We start from the raw sequence: 23,994 nt of genomic DNA on the forward strand, positions 1-23,994 counted from the left end.
CGGCAGGTCAGTCCATGCGTCGTGCCCCGCCCAGGACCTGCTGCTCGGCCTGCCCGGCGACGGTCCGTACGTACTGGCGGCGCATCCGGGTCGTCCAGAGCGTCATGTCGTCCCCGAGGGTGGGCAGCGCGGCGATGTCCTGCGGGCCGAGCGAGAGCACCCGACCGATCAGCTCGGCCTCCTGCGGCGAGACCCGCTGCACGCCGACCAGGTCGGCGGCGTTCAGCACCCGGGCCGCGTTCGGGCCCAGGTAGGGCAGCAGGGTCAGGGTGGTCTGCCAGGGCGCGGCGGAGAGCCGGCTGCGCGGCGGGCGGGCGCCGAGGTCGCGCACCACGAGCACCGGCGAGGTCACCGAGGCACCCTGCGGGCCGAGCCGGCCGACCTGGTGGACGGTCACGCACGGCTGGCCGCCGCCCGCGGCCTGCGCCATCGGTCCCCACAGCTGCCCGCGCGCGGTCTCGACGGCGATCCGGGCGCCCGTGGCGGCCGCCCGCAACGCGATGACCTGGGCCGTCCAGACGCCGCCGACCAGGACCAGGTCGTAGGCGCTGGGCCGGAAGAGGCCGAGCACGGCGGGCTGCTTCTGGACGTCCTCGCCGATCAGCACGCCGTCGTCGCCGACCGGGAAGGAGAGCGCGCCGAGGTCCTCGGTGGTCAGCACGTGCTTCTCGCGGCGCGGGCCGCGCAGTCCGAAACCGGGCAGGATCCGCGGCCGGACCCGGGGCTGCTCGGTGGAACCGGGCTGCGGGCCGGGCGTCGGGTAGGTCTGGTACGCCATCAGGAAGCACCTCCCAGGGGCAGGGTGGCGAGCATGCCGGGGGCCTGCTCCAGGTCGAGTCGGGCGAGGCCGAGGCCGGTGCTCTGCGCCCGGGCCTCCACCAGTCGTCCGACCTGGACGACCTCGCTCTCGCTGCGCCCGGTCACCCGGACGTGGCCGCTGATCGCCACCGAACCGCCGGTGCCGTGACCGGCGGTCAGGCTGAAGGTGCTGGCCAGGGCGGGCGAGCCGGTGATCAGGTTGACGAGGTCCGGCGCGGCGATCCGGCCGGGGGCGCCGCCGGGGCGGCTGAGCTGGGGCCACCGGGAGATCCAGTAGGTGCTGTGCCAGCGGTCGTCGATCCGCCAGAAGCGGTTGCTCTCCTGGGTGCGGCGGCCGCTGCCGCCGCCGCTGCCGGTCCCCTGGCGGCCGGCCACGGCGAGCGGGTTGGCGCAGGTGGAGATGGCCAGGGCGGCGATCAGCTCGCGCTCGTCCAGCACGGTGGCGTTGAAGCCGGCGCTGTTGAGCCGCCCGGCGAGCTGGTCGGTGACCCGCTGCAGGGCCTTGCGGGCGCCCTCCTCGCCGCCGCCGCGGGCGCGGACGGCGGTGGCCGCGCGCTCCGGGTCGAGCTTGAGCGCCACCCAGGTCAGCCGCAGGCCGGGGGTGGCGGTGCCGTCGGGCAGCTCCTGGTAGGCGCGGGCGGCCAGCGACTGCTCGGGCAGGTGCGGGGCCGGCGCCGGCTGGGTGTGCTGGACGATCTGGACCGACTCCAGCGTGATGTCGTCCACCCGCAGCGCCGAGCAGATCACGTCCAGGGGCAGCGGCAGCGCGGTGCGCACCGGCCGCAGCGGCTGGTCCTTGGCCTGGACGAGCAGCACCGAGCTGAGGAAGGTGCCGTCGCCGACCATGCCGGTCTCCCGGCGCATCGGCCGGCCGCCGAAGTCGGTCTCGGTGGCGTGGGTGCAGGTGCGCAGGGCGGGTTCCAGCTCCAGCGCGGGGGCGATGGCCGGGTCGGTGCCGACCGGCGGGACGTTCGTCCGGGCCTGCTTGCGACGGGCCTTCAGGGCGGCGCGCACCCGCAGCGCCTCGGGGATGGTGCGTCCGCGCAGCGGGATGACCGCGAGGACGACCAGCGCCAGGGCGACGGCGCCGAAGCCGCCGGCCACCGGCTTGCTGATCGTCCAGCCGACCGCCACGAGTGCCACCGCGACCTCGACCAGCACGAGTTGCTGGAGCCTCAGCCGGCCGCCGAGCAGCCCGGGCCTGGGGTGGACGCGGACCGGTACGGGGGCCGTCGGCCCGACGGCGGCCGCGGGTTCGGCGACCTGGCCCCGTTCGGGCCGGGCCCGTCGGCCGGAGCGGCGCGATCCCCTGCCCTCGTCGGTGCTGCGGCGCCCTGGAGCGGTCTGGCTTGGCATCCCCCGAGTGACCCTCTCTGAATCAGTTGTCGCGGCCCGGTTGGCCGGTTCGCGAACCGTACCCGTACCGTACTCACCGTCTGCTGCCGCATCGTAGAGGGTTCGAAGCCGCTCTCGCCCGGCGGGTGCGGACCACGGGGTATGTCGGTCAGACAGGGGAGACGACGAGCATGGCATCACGCCGGGACGAGCTGAACGCCTACACCTTCGCGCGGAAGCGAACGGTCGGCGCGTTCCTGCTGCCCAACGGGGGCGGCAGCGACGAGGACGCGCCGCGGCCGGTGAAGGCGATCCTGCCGAGCGTCATCGTGGGCGCTCTGGTGGTCGGCGCGTTCGGGGTCTGGGGGGTGTTCAAGCCGAGCGCCCCGGTGGGCTGGGACAGCGGCAAGAACATCGTGCAGGGCAAGAAGAGCACCACCCGGTACGTGGTGCTGACCGATCCGGACGGCAAGACCAAGCGGCTGCACCAGGTGCTGAACATGTCCTCGGCGCGGCTGGTGCTGCCGGTGGACGCGAAGGTGGTGGTGGTCGCCGACGAGGTGCTCGACAAGTACCCGAGCCACGGCCCGACCATCGGCATCCCGAACGCGCCGGACCGGCTGCCGACCAAGGAGAACGCGAGCAAGCCGATGAAGTGGTCGGTCTGCGACAGTCCCGGTCCGGACGACAAGCAGGAGACGGCCAATCAGGCGCTGTTCCTCGCGGGCGGTGCCGACGCCAAGACGCTGGCCGCCAAGGACCGGGTGCTGGACACCGACCAGGCGCTGCTGGTGAAGGAGATCGACGACCAGCAGGTCGCCGCGCAGCCCGGCCCGGGCCAGCCGCCGATCGACCAGAGCAAGTTGAACCTCTACCTGATCGACTCGCAGGGCCGCAAGCACGCCATCGGGGGGACGCAGACCTCCGAGAGCGACAAGAAGCAGCTGATGGCGGCGATCTTCGGGGCGAGCGCGAAGCCGCAGCCGGTGAAGAGGGAGTGGATGGACACCCTGGTCACCGGCTCGGTGATCCAGTTCCCCAAGATCGACGGGCTGGTCCCGGACGTCAAGGGCCCCAACTCCTCGGTGGCGCTGCAGAAGCCGGAGGACCGCAAGATCGGCCGGCTGGTCCGGTACGGCGACCGGAACTTCGTGGTGGGCAAGGACCAGCTGTTCGTGGTCACCCAGCTCCAGGCCGAGCTGATCCGGCAGAACCCCGCGTGGCAGGGGCTCTACAACCAGGACGCCGACCGGACGCCGCGGATCGACGAGCTGATGCCCGCCGACTACGCCGCCTTCAACTCCAGCACCCCGCTGAAGGACGCCGACGACTGGCCGACCAGGACGGGGGCGCCGGCCAACAACTGGCAGGCGGCGAAGGACGCGAAGCCGGTGATCTGCAGCACGTTCGACGGGATGGCCGAGGACGGCAAGACGCCGCGGCGCAGCGTCTGGGCCGGCCCGGACTTCCCGGCGAAGCACAGCAGCGGCGTCGGTTCGGCCTATGTGACCCCCGGTCAGGGCCTCTTCTACCGCGCGCTGGACGGCGGTGCGGGCGGCTCCGGCAGCGACTACCTGATCACCGAGACCGGGCTGCGCTACGCCGTCCCCGCCAACACCACCGGCGGGAAGGGGGCGCAGGCCGCGCCGTCCGCCCAGCCGGGCAAGCCGGTCCCGACCGTCACCGCGACCCCGACCGTCCAGCCCGGTGACCCGGCCGCCGGGCAGCCGGGTCAGCAGCAGGACGAGGCCGGCGGCAACCAGGCCCGGCTCGGCTACCAGGGCCTGCAGCCGGTGCCGGTGCCGCTGGCCTGGTCGGCCCTGGTGCCGTCCGGTCCGGCGCTGAACGCGAAGACCGCGGCCCAACAGCAGAACGCCTGACCGGCCCGTTCCGGCAACGGAATTGGCCCCAGTGTCATGGTCTGGTAACTAGCGGTTCCCCGGTGTTGGGCGAGTTGCGTGTGCCGACTACAGTGCTGCTGGACATCACACCGGTGATGCGGCGGACCGGCCGGGAACGGCGGTCCGGACACAATGTCTGTCTCATGGGGGACGGTAGAGCATGGGTCAGTTCAAGACGACCGCTCAGGAGATGCTGGCTTTCGCCAAGCACATGGACGAGGTCATCGGCCAGATCGAGGGCGAGATTCGCAAGCTCGACAGCCTGGTGGGTTCGATCGCCGGCGGTTGGCAGGGTCAGGCGGCCACGGCCTACAAGACCCTTCAGGGCCAGTTCAACGAGGACGCGGTCGAGCTCAACAAGTCGCTGAAGGCGATCAAGAGCGCGATCGAGATCACGACCAAGCAGTACTCGGCGACCGACGCGGACCAGCAGGCGGCGTTCGGCGCCGGCAAGATCTGATCCCCTCTCTGCCAGGTCATTCACCGGCGGCCCCTGGTGAGGGAGCGCGTCGGTTCCTCGACAAGGAGACATCGTGTCCGACCACATTCTCGTCAACTTCGAAACTGTCCGGAACGCCGGCAGCGAGGTTCGCGCCACCGCCAACCGCATCAACTCCCAGCTTGAGGAGCTGAAGGCGGGCGTGACCAAGATCGCCTCCAGCTGGGAGGGTGCCGCTCAGCAGGGCTACCAGGCCCACCAGGCGAAGTGGGACTCCCGCGCCAGCCACCTGCAGCAGGTGCTGTCCCAGATCGCCGGCTCGCTGGACAAGGCGGCCGAGAGCTACAACAGCACCGAGAACAACAACGCCAAGCTCTGGGGCTGACGGATCCCGCCCCCGGTCGTGGGGGCGATCGATTCCGCCGAAGGGGCGGGTGCCCGGTCCGGGCACCCGCCCCTGGCGCGCAACACGGGTGGACGACAAGAGGGGTGGCAGGGTGTCCGTAGTCAGGTACCGGAAGGCGGCCGCGACGGTGGCCGCGCTCGCGGTGCTCGGCGGTCCGCTGGCCGCCCCGGCCCACGCGGACGGGCCCGGCATCGCCGCCGCCGGTGACTGCGCCAAGGACGCCCAGAACGTGCAGGCCGTGCCGTGGTCGTTGCAGCGCATGGTGCTCGACGAGCTCTGGCAGGGCGGTACCGTCACCGGTGCGGGGGTGACCGTCGCGGTCATCGACACCGGGGTCAACGACCAGAACCCCCAGCTGGCCAACCGGGTGGTCGACGGCGGCTCGCTGTTGAAGGACAAGGACAAGAAGAAGGTCGAGGGCACCGGCAAGGACGACCTCGTCGGCCACGGCACCAAGGTCGCGGGCATCATCGCGGCCGGCCACTACGACCAGACCGGCTTCGTCGGCATCGCCCCGGACGCCGGCATCCTGTCGATCCGGCAGAACGACGCCGAGGGCAACGGTGACGTCTACACCCTGGTCGAGGCGATCTACATCGCGATCCAGCGGGGCGTCAAGGTCATCAACATCTCGCAGGACGTGCGCGGCGCCGGCAACGCCGACTTCGGCGGCTACGCGGAGCTGAAGGCCGCCGTCGAGGCCGCCGAGGCCAAGGACATCGTGGTGGTCGCCTCCTCCGGCAACGACGGCAAGGAGGGCGACACCTACCCCGCCGCGTTCCCGACCGTGCTCGCCGTCGGAGCCTCCGACCGCAACAACGAGCGCGCCCCGTTCTCCCAGTACGGCGACTTCGTGGACGTCGTCGCGCCCGGCGTCGACATGCTCTCCACCGTCCCCCGGGGCGGCCAGTGCGTGGACAACGGCACCAGCTTCGCCGCGCCCTACGTCGCCGGCCTGGCCGCGCTGCTGCTCGGCGCCCACCCCAAGTGGAAGCCGGCGCAGGTGCGCGCCCGGATCGAGCAGACCGCGCAGCGCACCGGGCACGAGGCGAACGCGTACATCGGCTGGGGCGTGGTGGACCCGGTGAAGGCCGTCACCAAGGCACCCGAGGACCCGCCGTACAAGGCGACGCCGGACGAGCCCGTCCAGCTGGCCGCCGCCCCGATCGTGCCGCAGCCGCTCGGCCTCGGCGAGACCCAGGCCGACCGCGACGGCCGCACCGCGACCTACGTCCTGGGCGTCGGCGCCCTGCTCGTCGCGCTGCTCATCGGCGGCGGCGTGGTGCTCCGCGACCACCGCCGGCGCCCCACGGACTGATCCGGAGCCTTCTCCCCGGCCGCGAGGCTGCGCCGACCGGTCGGCCCACGTCCGACCGGCCGACCCCGGGGTGGCCGGCGCGTGCGCAACGGCGGTGCCCGGACCAGAGGGGGAGTGGTCCGGGCACCGCCGTGTGGGGGAGGGGTGGGGGTCGGGGGCGGCCCCCGCCGGGGTCAGGCCTGCTGGTCCTCGGGCAGGCTGATCACCCAGCGGGTCTCCTGCCGGGGGCGCAGGTAGAAGAGCCAGTAGAGGGTGGCGGCGGCGGTGATGCCGCCGGTCCACAGCAGGGGCACGGTGTCCAGCTGGGTGATGATGTAGACCAGCACGACGATCAGGATCACCGGGACGGCCGGCCAGAGCGGCATCCGCCAGGCGGTGGCGTGCTTGTGCTGATCGCGGCGCGACAGCAGCGCGGCGATCGCGACCAGCAGGTACATCCCGGTGACGGCGACGCCGGTGATCTCGCTGAGCAGCTCGCCCTTGACGAAGCAGAGCGCGGCGCCCGGCAGGCCGACGGCCAGCGTGGCCACCCACGGCGAGCCGAACCGGCCCAGGGTGGAGAAGGCCTTGTTGACCGGCTCGGGCCAGGCCTTGTCACGGGCCGAGGCGAACAGCACCCGGGAGTTCTGGATGACCATGACGATGCCGGCGTTGATGATCGCCAGCGCCACACAGAGGCTGATGAAGGTGCCGACGGCGGAGTTGCTCCACGCGGTGACCATGCCGGAGATGTCGCCGGAGGTCAGGGTGGCCAGGTCGGGGGCGCCCATGGTGATCGCGGTGACCGGGATCAGGATGACCGCGGCGGAGATGCCGAGGGTCCACAGCACGGTGCGCGAGACGTTGCGGCGCGGGTCCTCCAGCTCCTCGGAGAGGTAGACCGCGGTGGAGAAGCCCTGGGTGATGAAGAGGGCGATGCCGAGCGCGCCGACGATGGCGCCGATGCTCACCGTGGTGGTGGCGCCGCCTTCGCCGGCGACCACCCCGTGCAGCAGGCTGGGCGCGTCGCCGTTGGCGTGGGCGAAGCCGAGCACCGACACCACACCGGCGGCGACGACCTCCAGGACCAGGAAGACGCCGGTGATCCAGGCGTTGGCGCGCAGGTCCAGCAGACCGGCCAGGGTGGCGGCGAGCATCACCGCGGCGCCGGCGATCGGCTTGTCGACGTGCAGCACCGGGGCGAGGTAGTCGGCGGTGCCGAGGGCGATCACCGAGGGGACGATCAGCACCACGATCAGCGAGAGCACGAAGACCAGCCAGCCGGCCAGTCGCCCGGCCAGGGTGCCGACCATCGCGTACTCGCCGCCGGCGCTGGGGATCAGGGTGCCGAGTTCGGAGTAGCAGAAGGCGACCGCGATGCAGAGCACCGAGCCGATCGCGATGGCCAGCGCGGTGGCGCTGCCGATGCTGGAGAACAGCTCCGGGACGATCACGAAGAGCGTGGAGGCCGGGGTGACGCAGGACAGCGTGAGCAGGGTCCCGCCCACGACGCCGATCGAGCGCTTGAGCGTCTGGGGGGAGGCGGCGCCCTCGGCCGCCGTAGCGGGGGCTACGGCGTGTGGCGGGCGAAGCGTGTCGGTCATGTGGCTTCCGATCGGCTCTGTGCGGTCCTGGAGAGGGAGCGGTATCGCCTCCGCTGGCTTGCTGCTGTGGGGTTCTGGTCCTTCGCTCCCGGGCCGTCATGGAACCTTGGCCGTAATGACTGCGTCAATGCCGGAAATGCTTCGGAATCCGTTGCGAAGGTGGGCATAAACATGCGATCCGATGATCACCGACGGTGATTGTCACGCATGTCCGACTTGTTACCTCTGCCACATCGCGCTTGAATCCAAGGTGAACGGAGCATTGCGCGCGCTCATTCCAAGGCTGACGACCGGCTCGGAGAAGGTCGCCCAGGCGGCTTCCCGGCGCCGGTCACCGCCCGCCGGGGGTGCGGGAACCGCAGCCCAGGGCCGGAAAGATCTCCATAACGTTTCAGCACGTGGACGCGGAAGGGGCCGGGCTCCTCGGAACCCGACCCCTTCCCTCACTTTCCGTCACCGCCACCGGGGGCGGCCGCTCCCGCTACGCCGACGGCAACCAGCCCGTCTGCACCATCTGCCCGCTGGTGATCCGGCGCGAGACGAACACGCCCCGGCCCGGCGGCAGCGGCTGCGGCTTGACCGTGCCCAGCAGCGCGCCCTCGTCCTTGTTGCCGGAGAGGATCACGCCCTGGCCGCCCAGCTCCCGCATCCGCTGCATCACCGGCTCGTAGAGCGAACGGCCGGCGCCGCCCGCGCTCCGCGCGATGATCATGCGCAGGCCGATGTCCCGGGCGAACGGCAGGAACTCGGCCAGCGGCGCCAGCGGGTTCCCCGAACCGGTCGCCACCAGCTCGTAGTCGTCCACGATCACGAACATGTCCTTGCCGCTGTACCAGCTGCGGTTGCGCAGCTGGTCGGCGGTCACGTCCGGACCGGGGAGCCGGCGCGAGCAGGCCCCGCGCAGCATCTCCACGATGCTGGTCATGGCCGGCTGCGCGGCCGCGTACTCGACCAGGTACTCCTGCGGCACCGCGCCGAGCAGCGCGCGCCGGTAGTCGCCGACCACGATGCCGGCCTGGTCCGGGGTGTACCGCTCGGTGATCTGCTTGATCAGCATCCGCAGCGTCGCCGACTTACCGGACTCGGTGTCGCCGAAGACGATGAACAGCGGGTCCGTCTCGAAGTTGACGAACGCCGGCGCCAGCTCGACCTCGTCCACACCGAAGGCGACCCCGCGCTCCGGGTACTCGAAGCCCTTCGGCAGCGAGTGGCCGTCCAGCACCGCCGGCAGCATCCGGACCTGCGGTGCGCGCGGGCCCGTCCAGGCCGCGTCCACGGCGGCGACCAGCGCGGTCACCCCGTCCTGGAGGTCGTCCACCGAGGACGAGCCGTCCAGTCGCGGCAGGCCGGAGAGGAAGTGCAGCTTGCCGGAGGTGACGCCGCGCCCCGGCAGGGCCGGGATGTTCTGCGCCACCCGGCGGTCCACCTCGGACTCCATCGCGTCACCGAGCTTGAGCTCGGTCCGGTTCTGCAGCAGGTCCTTCAGCGCCGGGCGGACCTCCGCGTAGCGGGCCGCCGTGATGATCAGGTGGACGCCGTACCCGAGACCGCGCTGGGCGATGTCCCCGATCACCGGCTCCAGCATCTCGAACTCCTGCTTGAAGGTGTTCCAGCCGTCGATCATCAGGAAGACGTCGCCGAACTGCTCGTCCGGCAGCTGACCGCTGGCCCGCCGGGCCCGGTAGGTCGCGATCGAGTCGATCCCGGTCGCCCGGAACAGCTCCTCGCGCCGGTTCAGCACCCCGTGCACCTCGCTGATCATCCGGCGCACCTTCTCGGCGTCCAGACGACCGGCCACCCCGCCGACGTGCGGCAGGCCCTGCAGCGACTGGAAGCCGCCGCCACCGAAGTCCAGCAGGTAGAACTGCGCCTCCAGCGGCGTGTGGGTGAGCGCGAACCCGGCCACCGTGGTGCGCACCAGCGTCGACTTGCCGGACCGCGGGCCGCCCACGATCAGACCGTGACCGGCCGCACCCGAGTAGTCCTGGTGCAGCACGTCGCGGCGCTGCTCGCGCGGCCGGTCCACGATGCCGACCGGCACGTTGAGCCGGCCCAGCGCGCCGAAGCCCGGCGAGGTGAGACCGCGCTCCGCGGTCGCCTGCAGCGGCGGCAGCAACTGGTCGACGCTCGGCGCCTCGTCCAGCGGCGGCAGCCACACCTGGTGCGCGGCCGGGCCCTGCCCCGCCATCCGCTGCACGAAGACGTCCAGCACGGTGTCGACCAGCGCGTCGTCCTGCTCCACGACCTCCGGCTCCACCTCCTGCACCGGCGGCTCCAGCACCGGCACCTCGGCCGCGGTGAACAGCACCGGCTGCGCCGTCACCAGCCGCCCGCCGGTCGACCGCTGTTGCCCCGGCGCCCGGTAGGGCCCCGAGACGTACGCGGCCTTGAACCGGTCCATCACGTCGGTGCCGAACTTCAGGTAGCCGACACCCGGCACCGGCGGCAGGTGGTACGCGTCCGGCACGCCGATGGCCGCCCGCGACTCGGCAGCCGAGAAGGTGCGCAGACCGATCCGGTACGACAGGTAGGTGTCCAGACCGCGCAGCTTGCCCTCCTCCAGGCGCTGCGAGGCCAGCAGCAGGTGCACGCCCAGCGAACGGCCGATCCGGCCGATCTGGATGAACATGTCGATGAAGTCCGGCTTCGCGGTGAGCAGCTCGGAGAACTCGTCGATGATCAGCACCAGCGAGGGCAGCGGGTCCAGCGCCGCACCCGCCGCGCGCGCCCGCTCGTACTCGTTGAGGTTGGCGTAGTTGCCGGCCGAGCGCAGCAGCTCCTGCCGGCGGTTCATCTCGCCCTCGATCGCGTCGCGCATGCGGTCGACCAGGGTGAGCTCGCCCTCCAGGTTGGTGATCACCGCCGAGGTGTGCGGCATGTCCGCCATCCCGGCGAAGGTCGCGCCGCCCTTGAAGTCCGCGAGGACGAAGTTCAGCGTCTCCGAGGAGTGCGTCATCGCCAGGCCCAGCACCAGGGTGCGCAGCAGCTCCGACTTGCCGGAGCCGGTCGCGCCGACGCAGAGGCCGTGCGGGCCCATGCCTTCGAGCGCCGCCTCCTTGATGTCCAGGTAGACGTGCTCGCCGCCGGCCCCGACGCCGATCGGCACCCGCAGCTTCTCGTGCTGCGCCCGCGTCCGCCAGCTGCGCGTCACGTCGAACGAGCCCGGGTCGCCCGAGTTCATCAGCTCGGTGAAGTCCAGGTTGGACAGCAGCGGTTCGTCGTCGCCGCCGGCCGAGATCCGGTACGGCGCCAGCTGCCGGGCCAGGGCCTCGGACTGCCAGGTGGAGAGCGTGTCCGGGGTGCCGGAGTACGTCGCGCCGGAGGCAGAACGCAGCACCAGCTCGTCCGGGGTCACCGTCACGATCAGGTGGCCGGTCGGCTCGTCCAGGTCGCCCGGGACCACCTCGACGATGGTCACCCCGTGCACGCCCTCGGCGCCGGCCAGCAGCGAGTCGTGCGGGACGGACGCGCCGTCCATCACGACGATGATGTGCGGCTGGTCCGAGGACGGCGCCGCGTCGCGCACGAAGCGCTGGCGCCCCGCCAGTTCGTCCTGGAGCAGGTACTCCAGCTCACCGAGGCCGGTGGCGATCAGCCGGCGCGAACCCGCCCCGTCGCTGTCCTTGCGGTGCTGGTTGTGCGGGAGCCACTTGGTCCACTCCCACTCCTCCACCGCGCCCGGCGCCGCGGCCACCGTCACCAGCAGGTCGTCCGGCGAGTGCAGCGTCGTCAACTGGGCGATCATCGCCCGGACATTGCCGTACACGGTGTCCGGGTCGCCGCACACCGTGATGTGGTAGAAGGCGCGCAGCGAGACCGCCAACGGCAGGTCCTGCAGCGTGCCGTGGGCCTTCAGGAAGGTGTGCATGGCGGCCGCGGCGAGCGGCTCCAGCTCCTCCATCGGCGCGGTCTGCGGCGCCACCAGCGGGGTCGACAGCTGGACCGGCCCCCGGCCGACCCGGATCTGGGCGAAGTCGGCGTCCCCCGTGCGGCGTTCCCAGAGCCGGCGGCCGTCCGCGACGATCGACCAGAGCTGGTCCGGCTCCGGGTTCAGGAACAGCTGCGCGCCGCGCTGGCGCTCCGCCGTGCGGCGGACCTGGCGGCGCATCTGCTGCAGGTACTTCAGGTAGTCGCGCCGCTCGTCGGCGGTGGCGGTGGAACCGCCCTTGCGCGCCCGCACGATCTGCGCCAGCGCCATGCCGACGGTCGAGACGACCATCAGGCCGCCCATGATCTTCATCGGGGCCTGTGCGCCGGGCGAGAAGAAGAACACCGCCGACCCGCCCATGCCGAGCATCGGCAGCAGGCTCATCATCCAGTCCTCGCCGCCCGACCGGGGCAGCTCGGGCGGGGTGACCAACTCCACCGGTTCGTCCGGCACCGCCGGGGGATAGGCCCGCGCGGGGCGCTTGACCGTGATCACGCTCATGCGCACCCCACCCCGCGGTTTCGAACGGTCTGATCGTTCACTTCGGCATCAGCCCTCACGCAAACTGGATACGTACGGGTGAGGGCGCCCCGTGTGACGCCGCCCCCGCTCCGCCGACCGCAGGCACCCGGGGAGGAGCGCGGCCCCTGCCCCCGTCGCCTTGCGCAGGGGCCGATCCTACTGGGGCGCGTTCCGGCGGATCAGCCAGGGCGGCCCCGTGGTGCCCGGGGCCCCGCCGGCCGCCGTTCCACCGGCCCCTGCGCGCCGGTGGGCGGGACCGGAACGGGTAGGGTAACGCCGCGCCAACTCATGGCCGGATCGAGTCAGTTCCAGCCCCGACCGGCCCGCGCCAGCAGCCAGCAGGAACCGCCGCCGGTACAGCGGCACCGTCAACAAGGGGGAGCGCCCAGTGCGTCGAGCGATCGAGGGGTGCGCAGTGAGCGAGCGGAACGAGCCACTCGTCAGGGAAGCGCGCCGTTCCCGGCACGCGTCGAGCGTCCGCGAGGTGGGGGCATGAGCACCTCCGCCACGACCGGCTTCTGCCGCGTCACCGTCGTCGCCCCGGACAGCCGGATCGACGTCGCCCTGCCCGAGGACGTCCCGCTCGCCGACGTCTACCCCGAGGTGCTGCGGCTCTCCGGGCAGACCCAGCCCGACGGCGCCCCGACCGGCTTCCACCTGGTCCGCCGCGACGGCACCGTGCTCGACAGCGGTCTGCCGCTCGCCGCGCAGCAGGTCCGCGACGGCGACCTGCTCAGCCTGCGCCCGTTCGCCGAGTCGCTGCCGCCGGCCGTCTACGACGACGTCGCCGACGCCATCGCCACCGCCGTCGAGGCCGACCGCCGGTTCTGGAGCCCCGAGTTGATGCGGGCCTTCGGCCTGATCGGCGCCGGCGTGCTGCTCACCCTGCTCGGCTTCGCGCTCTGGTTCTCCGACCTGCGCCACGACATGCACGGCCTGCCCGGCGTCCTGTCCGGCGTCATCGCCGTCGTGCTCACCGCCCTGGCCGGCGTCCGCGCCCGGGTGTACCAGGACGCCTGGGCCGCGCTCGCGCTCGGCCTCGGCGCGCTGCCGCACGCCCTGATCGGCGGCAGCGGCCTCATCGCGGTCGCCCACCCGTGGGACGGCCCGGGCCGGCTCCAGTTCCTCACCGGCTGCGTCGCCGTCCTGGTGGTGGCCGTCCTGCTGGTCGGCCTGCTGCCGGAGAAGGACTCGCTGTTCGTGGCCGCCGCCTTCGTGTCCGCCGCCGGCGCGCTGGCCACCTTCGCGGCCGTCCTGCTGCCGTCGACCCCGGCCAACCACATCGCCGCGGTCACCGGCGTCGCCGCCGTCGCCGTGATCGGCTTCCTGCCCGGCCTCTCCGCCCGGTTCGCCCGGCTGCCCGTCGGCTTCAGCGCCCCCGGCCAGACCCGGACCCGCAGCCGGGACTACGACGAGGAGGCCGGCCGCGCCGAGGCCGTCCAGTACGAGCGCATCGCCCACCAGGCCCGTCGCGGCCACGAGGTGCTGGTCGGCCTGGTCGGCGGCTGCGCCGCGGTGATCGTCGGCACCTGCGCCGTCCTCGGCTTCACCGACGAGCTCTTCCCGGAGCTGCTCGCCCTCTCCCTCGGCATCGCCACCATGCTGCGCGCCCGGCTGTTCCGCTACACCGCGCAGGTCTTCAGCCTCACCATCGCCGGTCTGTTCGGCCTGTCGCTGCTGATCGTCGGCCTCTCGCTGCACACCCCGCTGTTCATCCTGAAGGCCGCCAGCTCCACCGACGTGGACCTGCGCACCATCTGGCTGGCCACCTCGATCGCCTTCGGCGCCGCGGTGCTCACCGCGATCGCCCTGGTGGTGCCCCGGCTCGGCGTCTCGCCGTTCTGGGGGCGCATCCTGGACCTGGTCGACAGCCTCACCCTGATCGCCCTCGTCCCGCTGGCGCTGGGCGTGCTGGAGGTCTACGGCCTGGTCCGCGGTGCCACCGGCTGACCGGTCGCACCGGGCACACTGGTACGCTTGCCCTTCGAGTGCAGCAGGGCGTCCGCCCCTCGCGGGTCGCCGACCGCCGGCCGCACTCTGTCACGACACCGAGTTCTCGCAGAGTCCTGTGCCGTAGACCAGGCCCGCTCGGTACCACCTCAAAGGAGTTGCAGTGGCTCTCGCCTCTGACGTCAAGAAGCAGATCTTCGCCGAGTTCGGCCAGAAGGAGGGCGACACCGGCTCCCCCGAGGTCCAGGTCGCCATGCTCTCGCGCCGCATCTCGGACCTGACCGAGCACCTCAAGACCCACAAGCACGACCACCACTCGCGTCGTGGCCTGCTGATCCTGGTCGGCCAGCGCCGCCGCCTGCTGCAGTACCTGGCCAAGAAGGACATCGAGCGCTTCCGTACGCTCGTCGACCGCCTGGGCATCCGCCGCGGTGCCGCCGGTGGCGCCCGCTAAGACCGCCGCTCGGGGCGGCTCCCCACACCGGGGAGCCGCCCCTCGCGCGTATGCCGCGGTCGCCGACCCGCGACCCGGCACCGCATAACAACTCGCGCGCACCTCCCCTGGTGGCCGAGGATTGCACCGTAGGGTTGTGGGCATGCCGGGTGATGGCGCGACACCGCGCCACCCGGGCGAAAGACCCCGACCCCCCCGCGGGACGAAGGCTTCAAACGGAAGCCGCCCGCATCCGAGAGAGCGTCCAGACGCGGACCGCCCGCCCCGGCCCGGCAGCCGAGAGGCGCCGGTCCTCGGTAGTGGCCGCCGGAAGCCCCGCAGACCGAGCGGGGCCCACCGGAGGCTTCGATCGAAGACCGGCCCGACTGCCTTCCTCTGCGCAAGAGCGCACGAGGGCCCCGGGCCACCGGCAGCGATGCGCGGGGGCGCTCTCCCGGAGACGTACGAAAGAGGAGATCTTCCAGGTGGAAGAGAACGTGTTCTACGCCGAAGCCGTGATCGACAACGGTTCCTTCGGCACCCGTACCATCCGCTTCGAGACGGGCCGCCTGGCCCGTCAGGCCGCCGGCTCCGCCGTGGCCTACCTGGACGACGACACCATGGTGCTGTCGGCCACCAGCGCCTCCAAGCAGCCGAAGGAGCACTTCGACTTCTTCCCGCTGACCGTGGACGTCGAGGAGCGGATGTACGCCGCCGGGCGCATCCCCGGCTCGTTCTTCCGTCGCGAGGGCCGGCCCTCCGAGGACGCGATCCTCACCTGCCGCCTGATCGACCGCCCGCTGCGCCCGTCCTTCGTCAAGGGCCTGCGCAACGAGATCCAGGTCGTCGTCACCGTGATGGCGCTCAACCCCGACCACCTGTACGACGTGGTGGCCATCAACGCCGCCTCCGCGTCCACCCAGCTGGCGGGCCTGCCGTTCTCCGGCCCGATCGGCGGCGTCCGCGTCGCGCTGATCAAGGGCCAGTGGGTGGCCTTCCCGACCCACTCCGAGCTGGAGTCGGCCGTCTTCGACATGGTCGTCGCCGGCCGCGTCCTGCCCGACGGTGACGTCGCGATCATGATGGTCGAGGCCGAGGCCACCGACAAGACCATCAAGCTGGTCGAGGGCGGCGCCGAGGCGCCGACCGAGGACGTCGTCGCCGCCGGTCTGGACGCCGCGAAGCCGTTCATCAAGGTGCTCTGCGCCGCGCAGTCCCAGCTGGCCGCCCAGGCCGCCAAGCCCACCGGCGAGTTCCCGGTCTTCCTGGACTACCAGGACGACGTGCTCGCCGCCCTGACCGCCGCGGTCAAGGACGAGCTGGCCCAGGCGCTCACCATCCCGGGCAAGCAGGAGCGCAACAACGAGCTGGACCGCGTCAAGGCGATCGCCGCCGAGAAGCTCCTGCCGGAGTTCGAGGGTCGCGAGAAGGAGATCAGCGCCGCGTACAACGCGCTGACCAAGAAGGTCGTGCGCGAGCGCGTCATCAAGGACAAGGTCCGCATCGACGGCCGCGGTGTCACCGACATCCGCACCCTGGCCGCCGAGGTCGAGGCCATCCCGCGCGTCCACGGCTCGGCCCTGTTCGAGCGCGGCGAGACCCAGATCCTGGGTGTCACCACGCTGAACATGCTGCGCATGGAGCAGCAGCTGGACACGCTCTCCCCGGAGACGCGTCGCCGCTACATGCACAACTACAACTTCCCGCCGTACTCGGTCGGCGAGACCGGCCGCGTGGGCTCGCCCAAGCGCCGCGAGATCGGCCACGGCGCGCTGGCGGAGCGGGCGATCCTGCCCGTGCTGCCGACCCGCGAGGAGTTCCCCTACGCGATCCGCCAGGTCTCCGAGGCGCTGAGCTCCAACGGCTCCACCTCGATGGGCTCGGTCTGCGCCTCCACCATGTCGCTGCTGAACGCCGGTGTGCCGCTGAAGGCCGCCGTCGCCGGTATCGCCATGGGCCTCATCTCGCAGGAGATCGACGGCGAGACGCACTACGTCGCGCTGACCGACATCCTGGGCGCCGAGGACGCGTACGGCGACATGGACTTCAAGGTCGCCGGTACCCGCAACTTCATCACCGCGCTGCAGCTGGACACCAAGCTGAACGGCATCCCGGCCTCCGTGCTGGCCGCCGCGCTGAAGCAGGCCAAGGACGCCCGCCTGCACATCCTCGACGTGATGAACGAGGCCATCGACGCGCCCGACGAGATGTCGCCGAACGCGCCGCGCATCATCACCATCAAGATCCCGGTGGACAAGATCGGTGAGGTCATCGGCCCGAAGGGCAAGATGATCAACCAGATCCAGGAGGACACCGGCGCGGACATCACCATCGAGGACGACGGCACCATCTACATCGGTGCGGTCGACGGTCCCTCGGCGGAGGCTGCCCGTACGACGATCAACCAGATCGCCAACCCGACCATGCCGGAGGTCGGGGAGCGCTACCTGGGCACCGTGGTGAAGACCACGACGTTCGGCGCGTTCGTTTCGCTCATGCCGGGCAAGGACGGCCTGCTGCACATCTCGCAGATCCGCAAGCTGGCCGGTGGCAAGCGCGTGGAGAACGTCGAGGACGTGCTCGCCGTCGGCGCCAAGGTCCAGGTCGAGATCGCCGAGATCGACCCGCGCGGCAAGCTCTCGCTGATCCCGGTCGTCGAGGGCGAAGAGGGTGGCGAGGCCGCTTCCGAGTGAAGCGCCGCTAGCCCCCCGGTTCGATAGAAGCGGCCGCGGCCCGCACGCCCCGTCGGCGTGCGGGCCGCACCCTGTTGTTGCACATGCTTTCTACGGAGGTACACCCCGTGGCCCAGGCCTCGGCGGCGAAGCAGCGCCCCGGCACCACCCGGACCCTGCTCAAGGGCGTGGACGGCGCCGGCACGGTGCGCCGCACCGTCCTCCCCGGCGGCCTGCGGGTCGTCACCGAGACCCTGCCGACGGTGCGCTCCGCGACCTTCGGCATCTGGGTCGGAGTCGGTTCGCGGGACGAGACCCCCCAGCTCAACGGAGCCACGCACTACCTGGAGCACCTGCTCTTCAAGGGCACCGAGCGGCGCAGCGCGCTGGACATCTCGGCCGCCCTGGACGCGGTCGGCGGTGAGATGAACGCCTTCACCGCCAAGGAGAACACCTGCTACTACGCCAGGGTGCTCGACACCGACCTGCCGCTCGCCATCGACGTGGTGTGCGACATGCTCACCGGCTCGCTGATCCGCCCGGAGGACGTCGAGGCCGAGCGCGGCGTCATCCTGGAGGAGATGGCGATGGCGGAGGACGACCCGGGTGACGTGGTGCACGACCTCTTCGCCAAGGTGATCTTCGGCAGCGGCCCGCTCGGCCGCCCGATCCTCGGCACCCAGGAGACGGTCAACGGGCTCACCCGCGACCAGATCGCCGGGTTCTTCCACCGCCGCTACAAGCCCGAGCACCTGGTCGTCGCCGCGGCCGGCAACCTCGACCACCGCAAGGTGGTCCGCCAGGTCGAGAAGGCCTTCGCGGCGCTGCTGGCGCGTTCCGGGGCCGAGCCCGCCGAGGCCCGCCGCGGCGTCAAGGCGGTGCGCACCGCCGGCAAGGTCGAGGTGCTCAACCGCTCCACCGAGCAGGCCCACCTGGTGCTCGGCGTGCCCGGGGTGCCGCGCCACGACGAGCGCCGCTGGGCGATGGGCGTGCTGAACGCGGCGCTCGGCGGCGGGATGAGCTCGCGGCTGTTCCAGGAGGTCCGGGAGAAGCGCGGCCTGGCGTACTCGGTGTACTCGTACTCGTCCTCCTACGCGGACAGCGGCCTGTTCGGCATCTACGCCGGCTGCCAGCCCAAGCGCGTCGAGGAGGTGCTGCGGATCTGCCGCGAGGAGCTCGCCAAGGTGGTCGCCGACGGCATCACCGAGGAGGAGCTGCGCCGGGCGATCGGCCAGATCTCCGGCTCCACCGTGCTCGGCATGGAGGACACCGGCTCCCTGATGAACCGGATCGGCAAGGCCGAGCTGAGCTACGGCCACCACCTCTCGGTGGACGACATGCTGGCGAGGATCGCGGCCGTGACCCTGGACGACGTCCACGCGGTGGCCCGTGATGTGCTGGGCGCGCACCGGCCCTCGCTGGCGCTGATCGGTCCGATCAACGACAAGCGGGCCGCCCGGCTCGCCGACCTGCTGGTCTGAAGGGACTTCTCACCATGACGCTGCGTGTCGCCGTGATCGGCGCCAAGGGCCGGATCGGCTCCGAGGCGGTCAAGGCCGTCGAGGCCGCCCCCGACCTGGAGCTGGTCGCCGCCCTGGGCCGGGGATCGGACCTCGACGAGCTGACCCGGGCCGGGGCCCAGGTCGCCGTCGAGCTGACCCACCCCGACTCGGTGATGGCCAACCTCGACTACTGCGTCCACCACGGCATCCACGTCGTCACCGGGACCACCGGCTGGGACGACGCGCGGCTGGGTGAGCTGGAGGGCTGGCTGATGCCGGGCGGCGAGCCGCGGCCGCTCGGTGTACTGGTCGCGCCGAACTTCTCGCTGGGCGCGGTGCTGGGCATGAAGTTCGCCCAGACCGCCGCCAGGTACTTCGAGTCGGTCGAGGTCGTCGAGCTGCACCACGACCGCAAGGCCGACGCGCCGAGCGGTACGGCCACCCGGACCGCGCGGCTGATCGCCGCGGCCCGCGCCGAGGCCGGCCGCCCGCCGCAGCAGGACCCGACCACGCACAGCCTGCCCGGTGCCCGCGGCGCGGACGTGGACGGGATCCCGGTGCACGCCGTCCGGCTGCGCGGCCTGCTGGCGCACCAGCAGGTGATGTTCGGCGACACCGGCGAGACCCTCACCATCCGGCACGACTCGCTGCACCACAGCAGCTTCATGCCTGGCATCCTGCTCGGGGTGCGCAAGGTCGTCGAGAACCACGGTCTCACCGTGGGTCTTGAGAACTTCCTGGACCTGTGAGCGACCGGTGACCTCCCGTACCGGTTTCTTCGTCCTCTCCGGCGTGCTGCTGCTGGTGGCCCTGGTCTGCGTCGGCGAGGGCGTCCAGCTGATCGCCACCGGCAAGCCGCTCGGCATCGGCCTGGGCCTGTGCGCCTTCGTCGTCCCGCCGATCGGGGTCTGGTTCCTGCGCCAGACCGTCCGCTTCGGCCGGGCCAGCGAGCGGCTCGCCCGCGAGCTGGAGGCCGAGGGCGGCCTGCCGGTGGACGAGCTGAAGCGCACCGCCGGCGGCCGGATCGACCGGGACTCGGCCGACGCGGTGTTCGCCCGCCGCAAGGCCGAGGCGGAGGCCTCGCCCGGCGACTGGCGGGTCTTCTTCCGCCTCGCGGTGGCGTACGCCGACGCCGGCGACACCCCGCGCGCCCGTAAGACCATGCAGCACGCGATCCGGCTGCACCGCACCAACGAACCCGCAAGGAGTACCGCGTGACCGACGAACCCACCGCCCCCAGGTTCCGCAGCGATGTCACCGTGGAGCTGGTCCGCAGCTCCGCCGCCGACTCGGACGTCATCTGGGCGGCCCGGGTCTCGACGGCCGGGGAGCAGTCCCTGGAGGCGTTGCAGCAGGACCCGGAGAAGTCCACCGGTCTGATCAACTACCTGATGCGGGATCGGCACGGTACGCCGTTCGAGCACAACTCGATGACCTTCTTCATCAGTGCGCCGATCTTCGTCTTCCGGGAGTTCCACCGCCACCGCAGCGGCTGGTCGTACAACGAGGAGTCCGGCCGCTACCGCGAGCTGCAGCCGGTGTTCTACGTGCCCGGTGAGGAGCGCAAGCTCGTCCAGCAGGGCCGCCCGGGGCGCTACGAGTTCGTCGAGGGCACGCCGAAGCAGTTCGACGTGGTCGCCGAGCAGATGGAGGCCGCCTACCAGGGCGCCTACCGGGCGTACCAGGAGATGCTGGCGGCCGGTGTCGCCCGCGAGGTGGCCCGGGCCGTGCTGCCGGTCGGCCTGTTCTCCTCGATGTACGCGACCTGCAACGCCCGCTCGCTGATGCACTTCCTGTCGCTGCGGACCAAGAAGGAGAACGCCGCGGTGCCGTCGTTCCCGCAGCGCGAGATCGAGATGGTCGCCGAGCAGATGGAGGAGCAGTGGGCCCGGCTCATGCCGCTCACCCATGCGGCCTTCGAGAAGCACGGCCGGGTCGCCCCCTGACCTGGGGTGACAGGCATATGGGCGGCTTGCCTGGCATGTCTGGATTGCGGCTTTTCTAGCCGCTCCCTACGCTCGTGACACGGATTCCGGTGCTGCGTGAACCCCCGAGCATGCAGCACCGGAATCCCATCTTTGTGCCGCTCCGCGCGCCACACCTGTCCGAACCCTGGACCGGCCTGGGTACCGCCCCACCGCCTACGAGTAGTTTTGGACGCATGGCTCCGACCTCCACCCCCCAGACGCCGTTCGGCCGGGTCCTGACCGCGATGGTGACCCCGTTCACCGCTGACGGCGGGCTCGACCTCGACGGCGCCCAGCGCCTCGCCGCACACCTCGTCGACGCAGGCAACGACGGCCTCGTCCTCAACGGCACCACCGGTGAGTCCCCGACCACCAGCGACGCGGAGAAGGCCCGGCTGGTCCGCGCCGTCGTGGAAGCGGTGGGGGACCGCGCCCACGTGGTGGCCGGTGTCGGCACCAACGACACGCACCACAGCGCCGACCTCGCCCGCCAGGCCGAGGCGGCCGGGGCCCACGGCCTGCTGGTCGTCACGCCGTACTACAGCAAGCCCCCGCAGGAGGGCCTGTACCGGCACACCACGCACATCGCGGACGCCACCGGCCTGCCGGTCATGCTCTACGACATTCCCGGCCGCAGCGGTGTGGCGCTGAGCCACGAGACGCTGGTCCGGCTCGGCGAGCACCCGCGGATCGTCGCCAACAAGGACGCCAAGGGCGACCTCGGCGCCGCCGCCTGGGCCATCGCCCGCTCCGACCTGGCGTGGTACTCCGGCGACGACATCCTCAACCTGCCGCTGCTCTCGGTCGGCGCCGTCGGTGTGGTCAGCGTGGTCGGGCACGTGGTCGCCGCGGAGCTGCGCAGCATGGTCGACGCCTACCTGGGCGGCGATGTGGCCAAGGCCACGGCGATCCACCAGAGCCTGCTGCCGGTCTTCAGCGGTATGTTCCGCACGCAGGGTGTCATCCTCACCAAGGCGGCCCTGGAGCTGCAGGGCCGGCCCGCCGGCCCGCTCCGGCTGCCGCTGGTCGGCGCGACTTCCGAGGAGATCGCGCAATTGAAGAAGGATCTCGCCGCCGGCGGGGTACACCTGTAACAGACAAGACGTGCGCGCCCCGGCTCGCCGGTCCTCCCAGGAGGGCCGCCGCTGGACCGGAACGAAGGCGTGAGAGTACTTACCCAGTAGGAAACCGACACTGAGTACGCACGCCATATGTCTCTCGGGGAGGACCCCAGGCATATGGCGTGCGTCGTGAGGAGAGTCTTTTGAGCCACCCGCATCCCGAACTCGGCGCGCCCCCGGCCCTCAAGGAGGGCGCCCTGCGCATCACTCCGCTCGGCGGCCTCGGCGAGATCGGCCGCAACATGACGGTCCTCGAATTCGGGGACCGCATTCTCATCGTCGACTGCGGCGTCCTCTTCCCCGAGGACGAGCAGCCCGGCGTCGACCTGATCCTCCCGGACTTCAGCTACATCCGGGACCGGCTCGACAAGATCGACGGCATCGTGCTGACCCACGGGCACGAGGACCACATCGGTGCCGTCCCGTTCCTGCTCCGGGAGAACCCGGACATCCCGCTGATCGGGTCGAAGCTCACCCTGGCGCTGATCGAGGCCAAGCTCGCCGAGCACCGCATCCACCCGTACGTGCTGGAGGTGAAGGAGGGCGACCGCGAGCGGATCGGCCCCTTCGACTGCCAGTTCATCGCGGTCAACCACTCCATCCCGGACGCGCTGGCCGTCGCCGTGCGCACGCCCGCCGGCATGGTGGTCGCCACCGGTGACTTCAAGATGGACCAGCTGCCGCTCGACGGCCGCCTCACCGACCTCCCGGCCTTCGCCAAGCTGGCCGAGGAGGGCATGGACCTGCTGCTGGTGGACTCCACCAACGCCGAGGTCCCCGGCTTCATCCCGCACGAGCGGGACATCTCGGCCGCGCTGCGGAACGTCTTCGCCAACGCCGACAAGCGCATCATCGTCGCCTCCTTCGCCAGCCACGTGCACCGCATCCAGCAGGTGCTGGACGCCGCGCACGAGTACAAGCGCAAGGTCGCCTTCGTCGGCCGCTCGATGGTCCGCAACATGGGCATCGCCCGCGACCTCGGCTACCTGAAGGTCCCCGGCAACCTGGTCGTCGACGTCAAGCAGCTGGACGACCTCCCGGACAGGGAGGTCGTGCTGATCTGCACCGGTTCGCAGGGCGAGCCGATGGCGGCGCTGTCCCGGATGGCCAACCGCGACCACCAGATCCGCATCGTCGAGGGCGACACCGTCATCCTGGCCTCGTCGCTGATCCCCGGCAACGAGAACGCCGTGTACCGGGTGATCAACGGCCTGACCCGCTGGGGCGCCAAGGTCGTGCACAAGGGCAACGCCAAGGTGCACGTCTCGGGCCACGCCTCGGCCGGCGAGCTGCTGTACTTCTTCAACATCTGCAAGCCGCGCAACCTGATGCCGGTGCACGGCGAATGGCGCCACCTGCGCGCCGCCGCCGACCTGGGCATCGCGACGGGCATCCCGAAGCACCGCACGGTCATCGCGGAGGACGGCGTCTGCGTCGACCTGGAGAAGGGCGTCGCCCGCATCGTGGGCAAGGTGCAGGCCGGCTACGTCTACGTCGACGGTTCGTCCGTCGGCGACATCACCGAGGCGTCCCTGAAGGACCGCCGGATCCTCGGCGAGGAGGGCTTCATCTCGGTCTTCGTGGTGGTCGACTCCACCAACGGGAAGATCGTGGGCGGTCCGACCATCCAGGCCCGCGGTTCCGGCATCGACGACAAGGCGTTCGCCCCGGTGGCGGCCAAGCTCCAGGAGGCACTGGACCGCTCGGCGGGCGACGGCGTCCTGGAGATCCGCCAGGTCCAGCAGCTCGTGCGCCGGACCATGGGCAAGTGGGTGGCGGACAACTACCGCCGCCGGCCGATGATCCTGCCGGTCGTCGTCGAGGTCTGATCCGCCCCACGGCCAGTTTGACGTGGGGCGACCCGGTGCGTAATGTTCTCCGGGTTGCCCCACGGGACGGCCTGCCGGAAGTTCTCGAACGAAATTCGAGAACAACAGGCGGAAAACGGCCCGAGAAACTCTGCTAGAGTTCGGGAGCGCCGAAAGGCGAAAGCCGATCAGGTAAATGAAACTCCGGAAAACGGAGCGGAAAACATCTGATAAGCTGGGAACACGAAAGAACGAAGCGCCCGGAGGGCCCGCTGGAAGGCGGTCCGAAG

The 23,994-nt window shown here is 71.4% G+C and carries 17 protein-coding genes; 13 read left to right on the forward strand and 4 right to left on the reverse strand.

The genetic code is table 11. From position 1 onward, the window contains the following. Positions 1-7 precede the first annotated feature (7 nt). On the reverse strand, positions 8-778 hold the full coding sequence (locus tag ACZ4UX_RS34210; RefSeq protein WP_329487705.1) for a hypothetical protein: 771 nt from the start codon (positions 776-778) through the stop codon (positions 8-10). Then, entirely contained in the window at positions 778-2,175 is a 1,398-nt protein-coding gene (gene eccE, locus ACZ4UX_RS34215) for a type VII secretion protein EccE (protein WP_329487704.1), read from the reverse strand. The genes ACZ4UX_RS34210 and eccE overlap by 1 nt, the downstream gene beginning before the upstream one ends. Positions 2,176-2,345: 170 nt before the next feature. Here eccE and eccB point away from each other — a divergent pair, with 170 nt between their 5' ends. The 4 genes from eccB to mycP all read left to right on the forward strand — a co-directional run bounded on the left by eccB (position 2,346) and on the right by mycP (position 6,218). Continuing rightward, positions 2,346-4,034, forward strand: a complete 1,689-nt coding sequence (eccB, locus tag ACZ4UX_RS34220) for a type VII secretion protein EccB (protein ID WP_352287997.1) — start codon at positions 2,346-2,348, stop codon at positions 4,032-4,034. A gap of 181 nt (positions 4,035-4,215) precedes the next feature. Next, positions 4,216-4,515, forward strand: coding sequence for a WXG100 family type VII secretion target (locus tag ACZ4UX_RS34225; protein ID WP_329487702.1), 300 nt, complete (start codon positions 4,216-4,218; stop codon positions 4,513-4,515). A 73-nt stretch (positions 4,516-4,588) separates the two neighbouring features. Next, positions 4,589-4,879 (forward strand): WXG100 family type VII secretion target, encoded by a 291-nt coding sequence (locus ACZ4UX_RS34230; protein WP_329487701.1) that lies wholly within the window; start codon positions 4,589-4,591, stop codon positions 4,877-4,879. 112 nt (positions 4,880-4,991) lie between these two features. Beyond that, the gene (gene mycP, locus ACZ4UX_RS34235; protein ID WP_465709488.1) at positions 4,992-6,218 is read left to right on the forward strand and encodes a type VII secretion-associated serine protease mycosin; all 1,227 of its coding nucleotides are present in this window, start codon (positions 4,992-4,994) and stop codon (positions 6,216-6,218) included. Between the two features lie 173 nt (positions 6,219-6,391). Here mycP and ACZ4UX_RS34240 read toward each other — a convergent pair whose 3' ends face one another. Further along, entirely contained in the window at positions 6,392-7,801 is a 1,410-nt protein-coding gene (locus ACZ4UX_RS34240) for an APC family permease (protein WP_465709489.1), read from the reverse strand. Positions 7,802-8,282: 481 nt separating this feature from the next. Next, positions 8,283-12,230, reverse strand: a complete 3,948-nt coding sequence (gene eccCa / locus ACZ4UX_RS34245) for a type VII secretion protein EccCa (protein ID WP_352297652.1) — start codon at positions 12,228-12,230, stop codon at positions 8,283-8,285. Between the two features lie 513 nt (positions 12,231-12,743). Between eccCa and eccD the strand changes: the two genes are divergently transcribed. From eccD to ACZ4UX_RS34290, 9 genes are all read left to right on the forward strand, one after another. Next, positions 12,744-14,201, forward strand: a complete 1,458-nt coding sequence (gene eccD, locus ACZ4UX_RS34250) for a type VII secretion integral membrane protein EccD (protein WP_465709490.1) — start codon at positions 12,744-12,746, stop codon at positions 14,199-14,201. A gap of 163 nt (positions 14,202-14,364) precedes the next feature. Beyond that, a complete protein-coding gene (gene rpsO, locus ACZ4UX_RS34255) occupies positions 14,365-14,655 on the forward strand; it encodes a 30S ribosomal protein S15 (RefSeq protein ID WP_031072625.1) in 291 nt (96 codons plus the stop codon). Between the two features lie 464 nt (positions 14,656-15,119). Next, positions 15,120-17,327, forward strand: coding sequence for a polyribonucleotide nucleotidyltransferase (locus tag ACZ4UX_RS34260; protein ID WP_329487696.1), 2,208 nt, complete (start codon positions 15,120-15,122; stop codon positions 17,325-17,327). 83 nt (positions 17,328-17,410) lie between these two features. Next, positions 17,411-18,787, forward strand: a complete 1,377-nt coding sequence (locus tag ACZ4UX_RS34265; RefSeq protein WP_396491716.1) for a M16 family metallopeptidase — start codon at positions 17,411-17,413, stop codon at positions 18,785-18,787. A 14-nt stretch (positions 18,788-18,801) separates the two neighbouring features. Then, on the forward strand, positions 18,802-19,557 hold the full coding sequence (dapB, locus tag ACZ4UX_RS34270) for a 4-hydroxy-tetrahydrodipicolinate reductase (RefSeq protein WP_465709491.1): 756 nt from the start codon (positions 18,802-18,804) through the stop codon (positions 19,555-19,557). Positions 19,558-19,564: 7 nt separating this feature from the next. Next, on the forward strand, positions 19,565-20,026 hold the full coding sequence (locus tag ACZ4UX_RS34275; protein WP_329487693.1) for a tetratricopeptide repeat protein: 462 nt from the start codon (positions 19,565-19,567) through the stop codon (positions 20,024-20,026). Further along, complete coding sequence (thyX, locus tag ACZ4UX_RS34280; protein WP_329487692.1) at positions 20,023-20,754, forward strand: FAD-dependent thymidylate synthase; 732 nt, start codon at positions 20,023-20,025, stop codon at positions 20,752-20,754. Before ACZ4UX_RS34275 ends, thyX begins: the two co-directional genes overlap by 4 nt. A 215-nt stretch (positions 20,755-20,969) precedes the next feature. Continuing rightward, the gene (dapA, locus tag ACZ4UX_RS34285) at positions 20,970-21,869 is read left to right on the forward strand and encodes a 4-hydroxy-tetrahydrodipicolinate synthase (RefSeq protein ID WP_352297641.1); all 900 of its coding nucleotides are present in this window, start codon (positions 20,970-20,972) and stop codon (positions 21,867-21,869) included. 170 nt (positions 21,870-22,039) lie between these two features. Further along, complete coding sequence (locus ACZ4UX_RS34290; protein ID WP_465709492.1) at positions 22,040-23,725, forward strand: ribonuclease J; 1,686 nt, start codon at positions 22,040-22,042, stop codon at positions 23,723-23,725. Positions 23,726-23,994: the final 269 nt, after the last annotated feature.

It is taken from the genome of Kitasatospora sp. NPDC028961 (assembly GCF_055564815.1).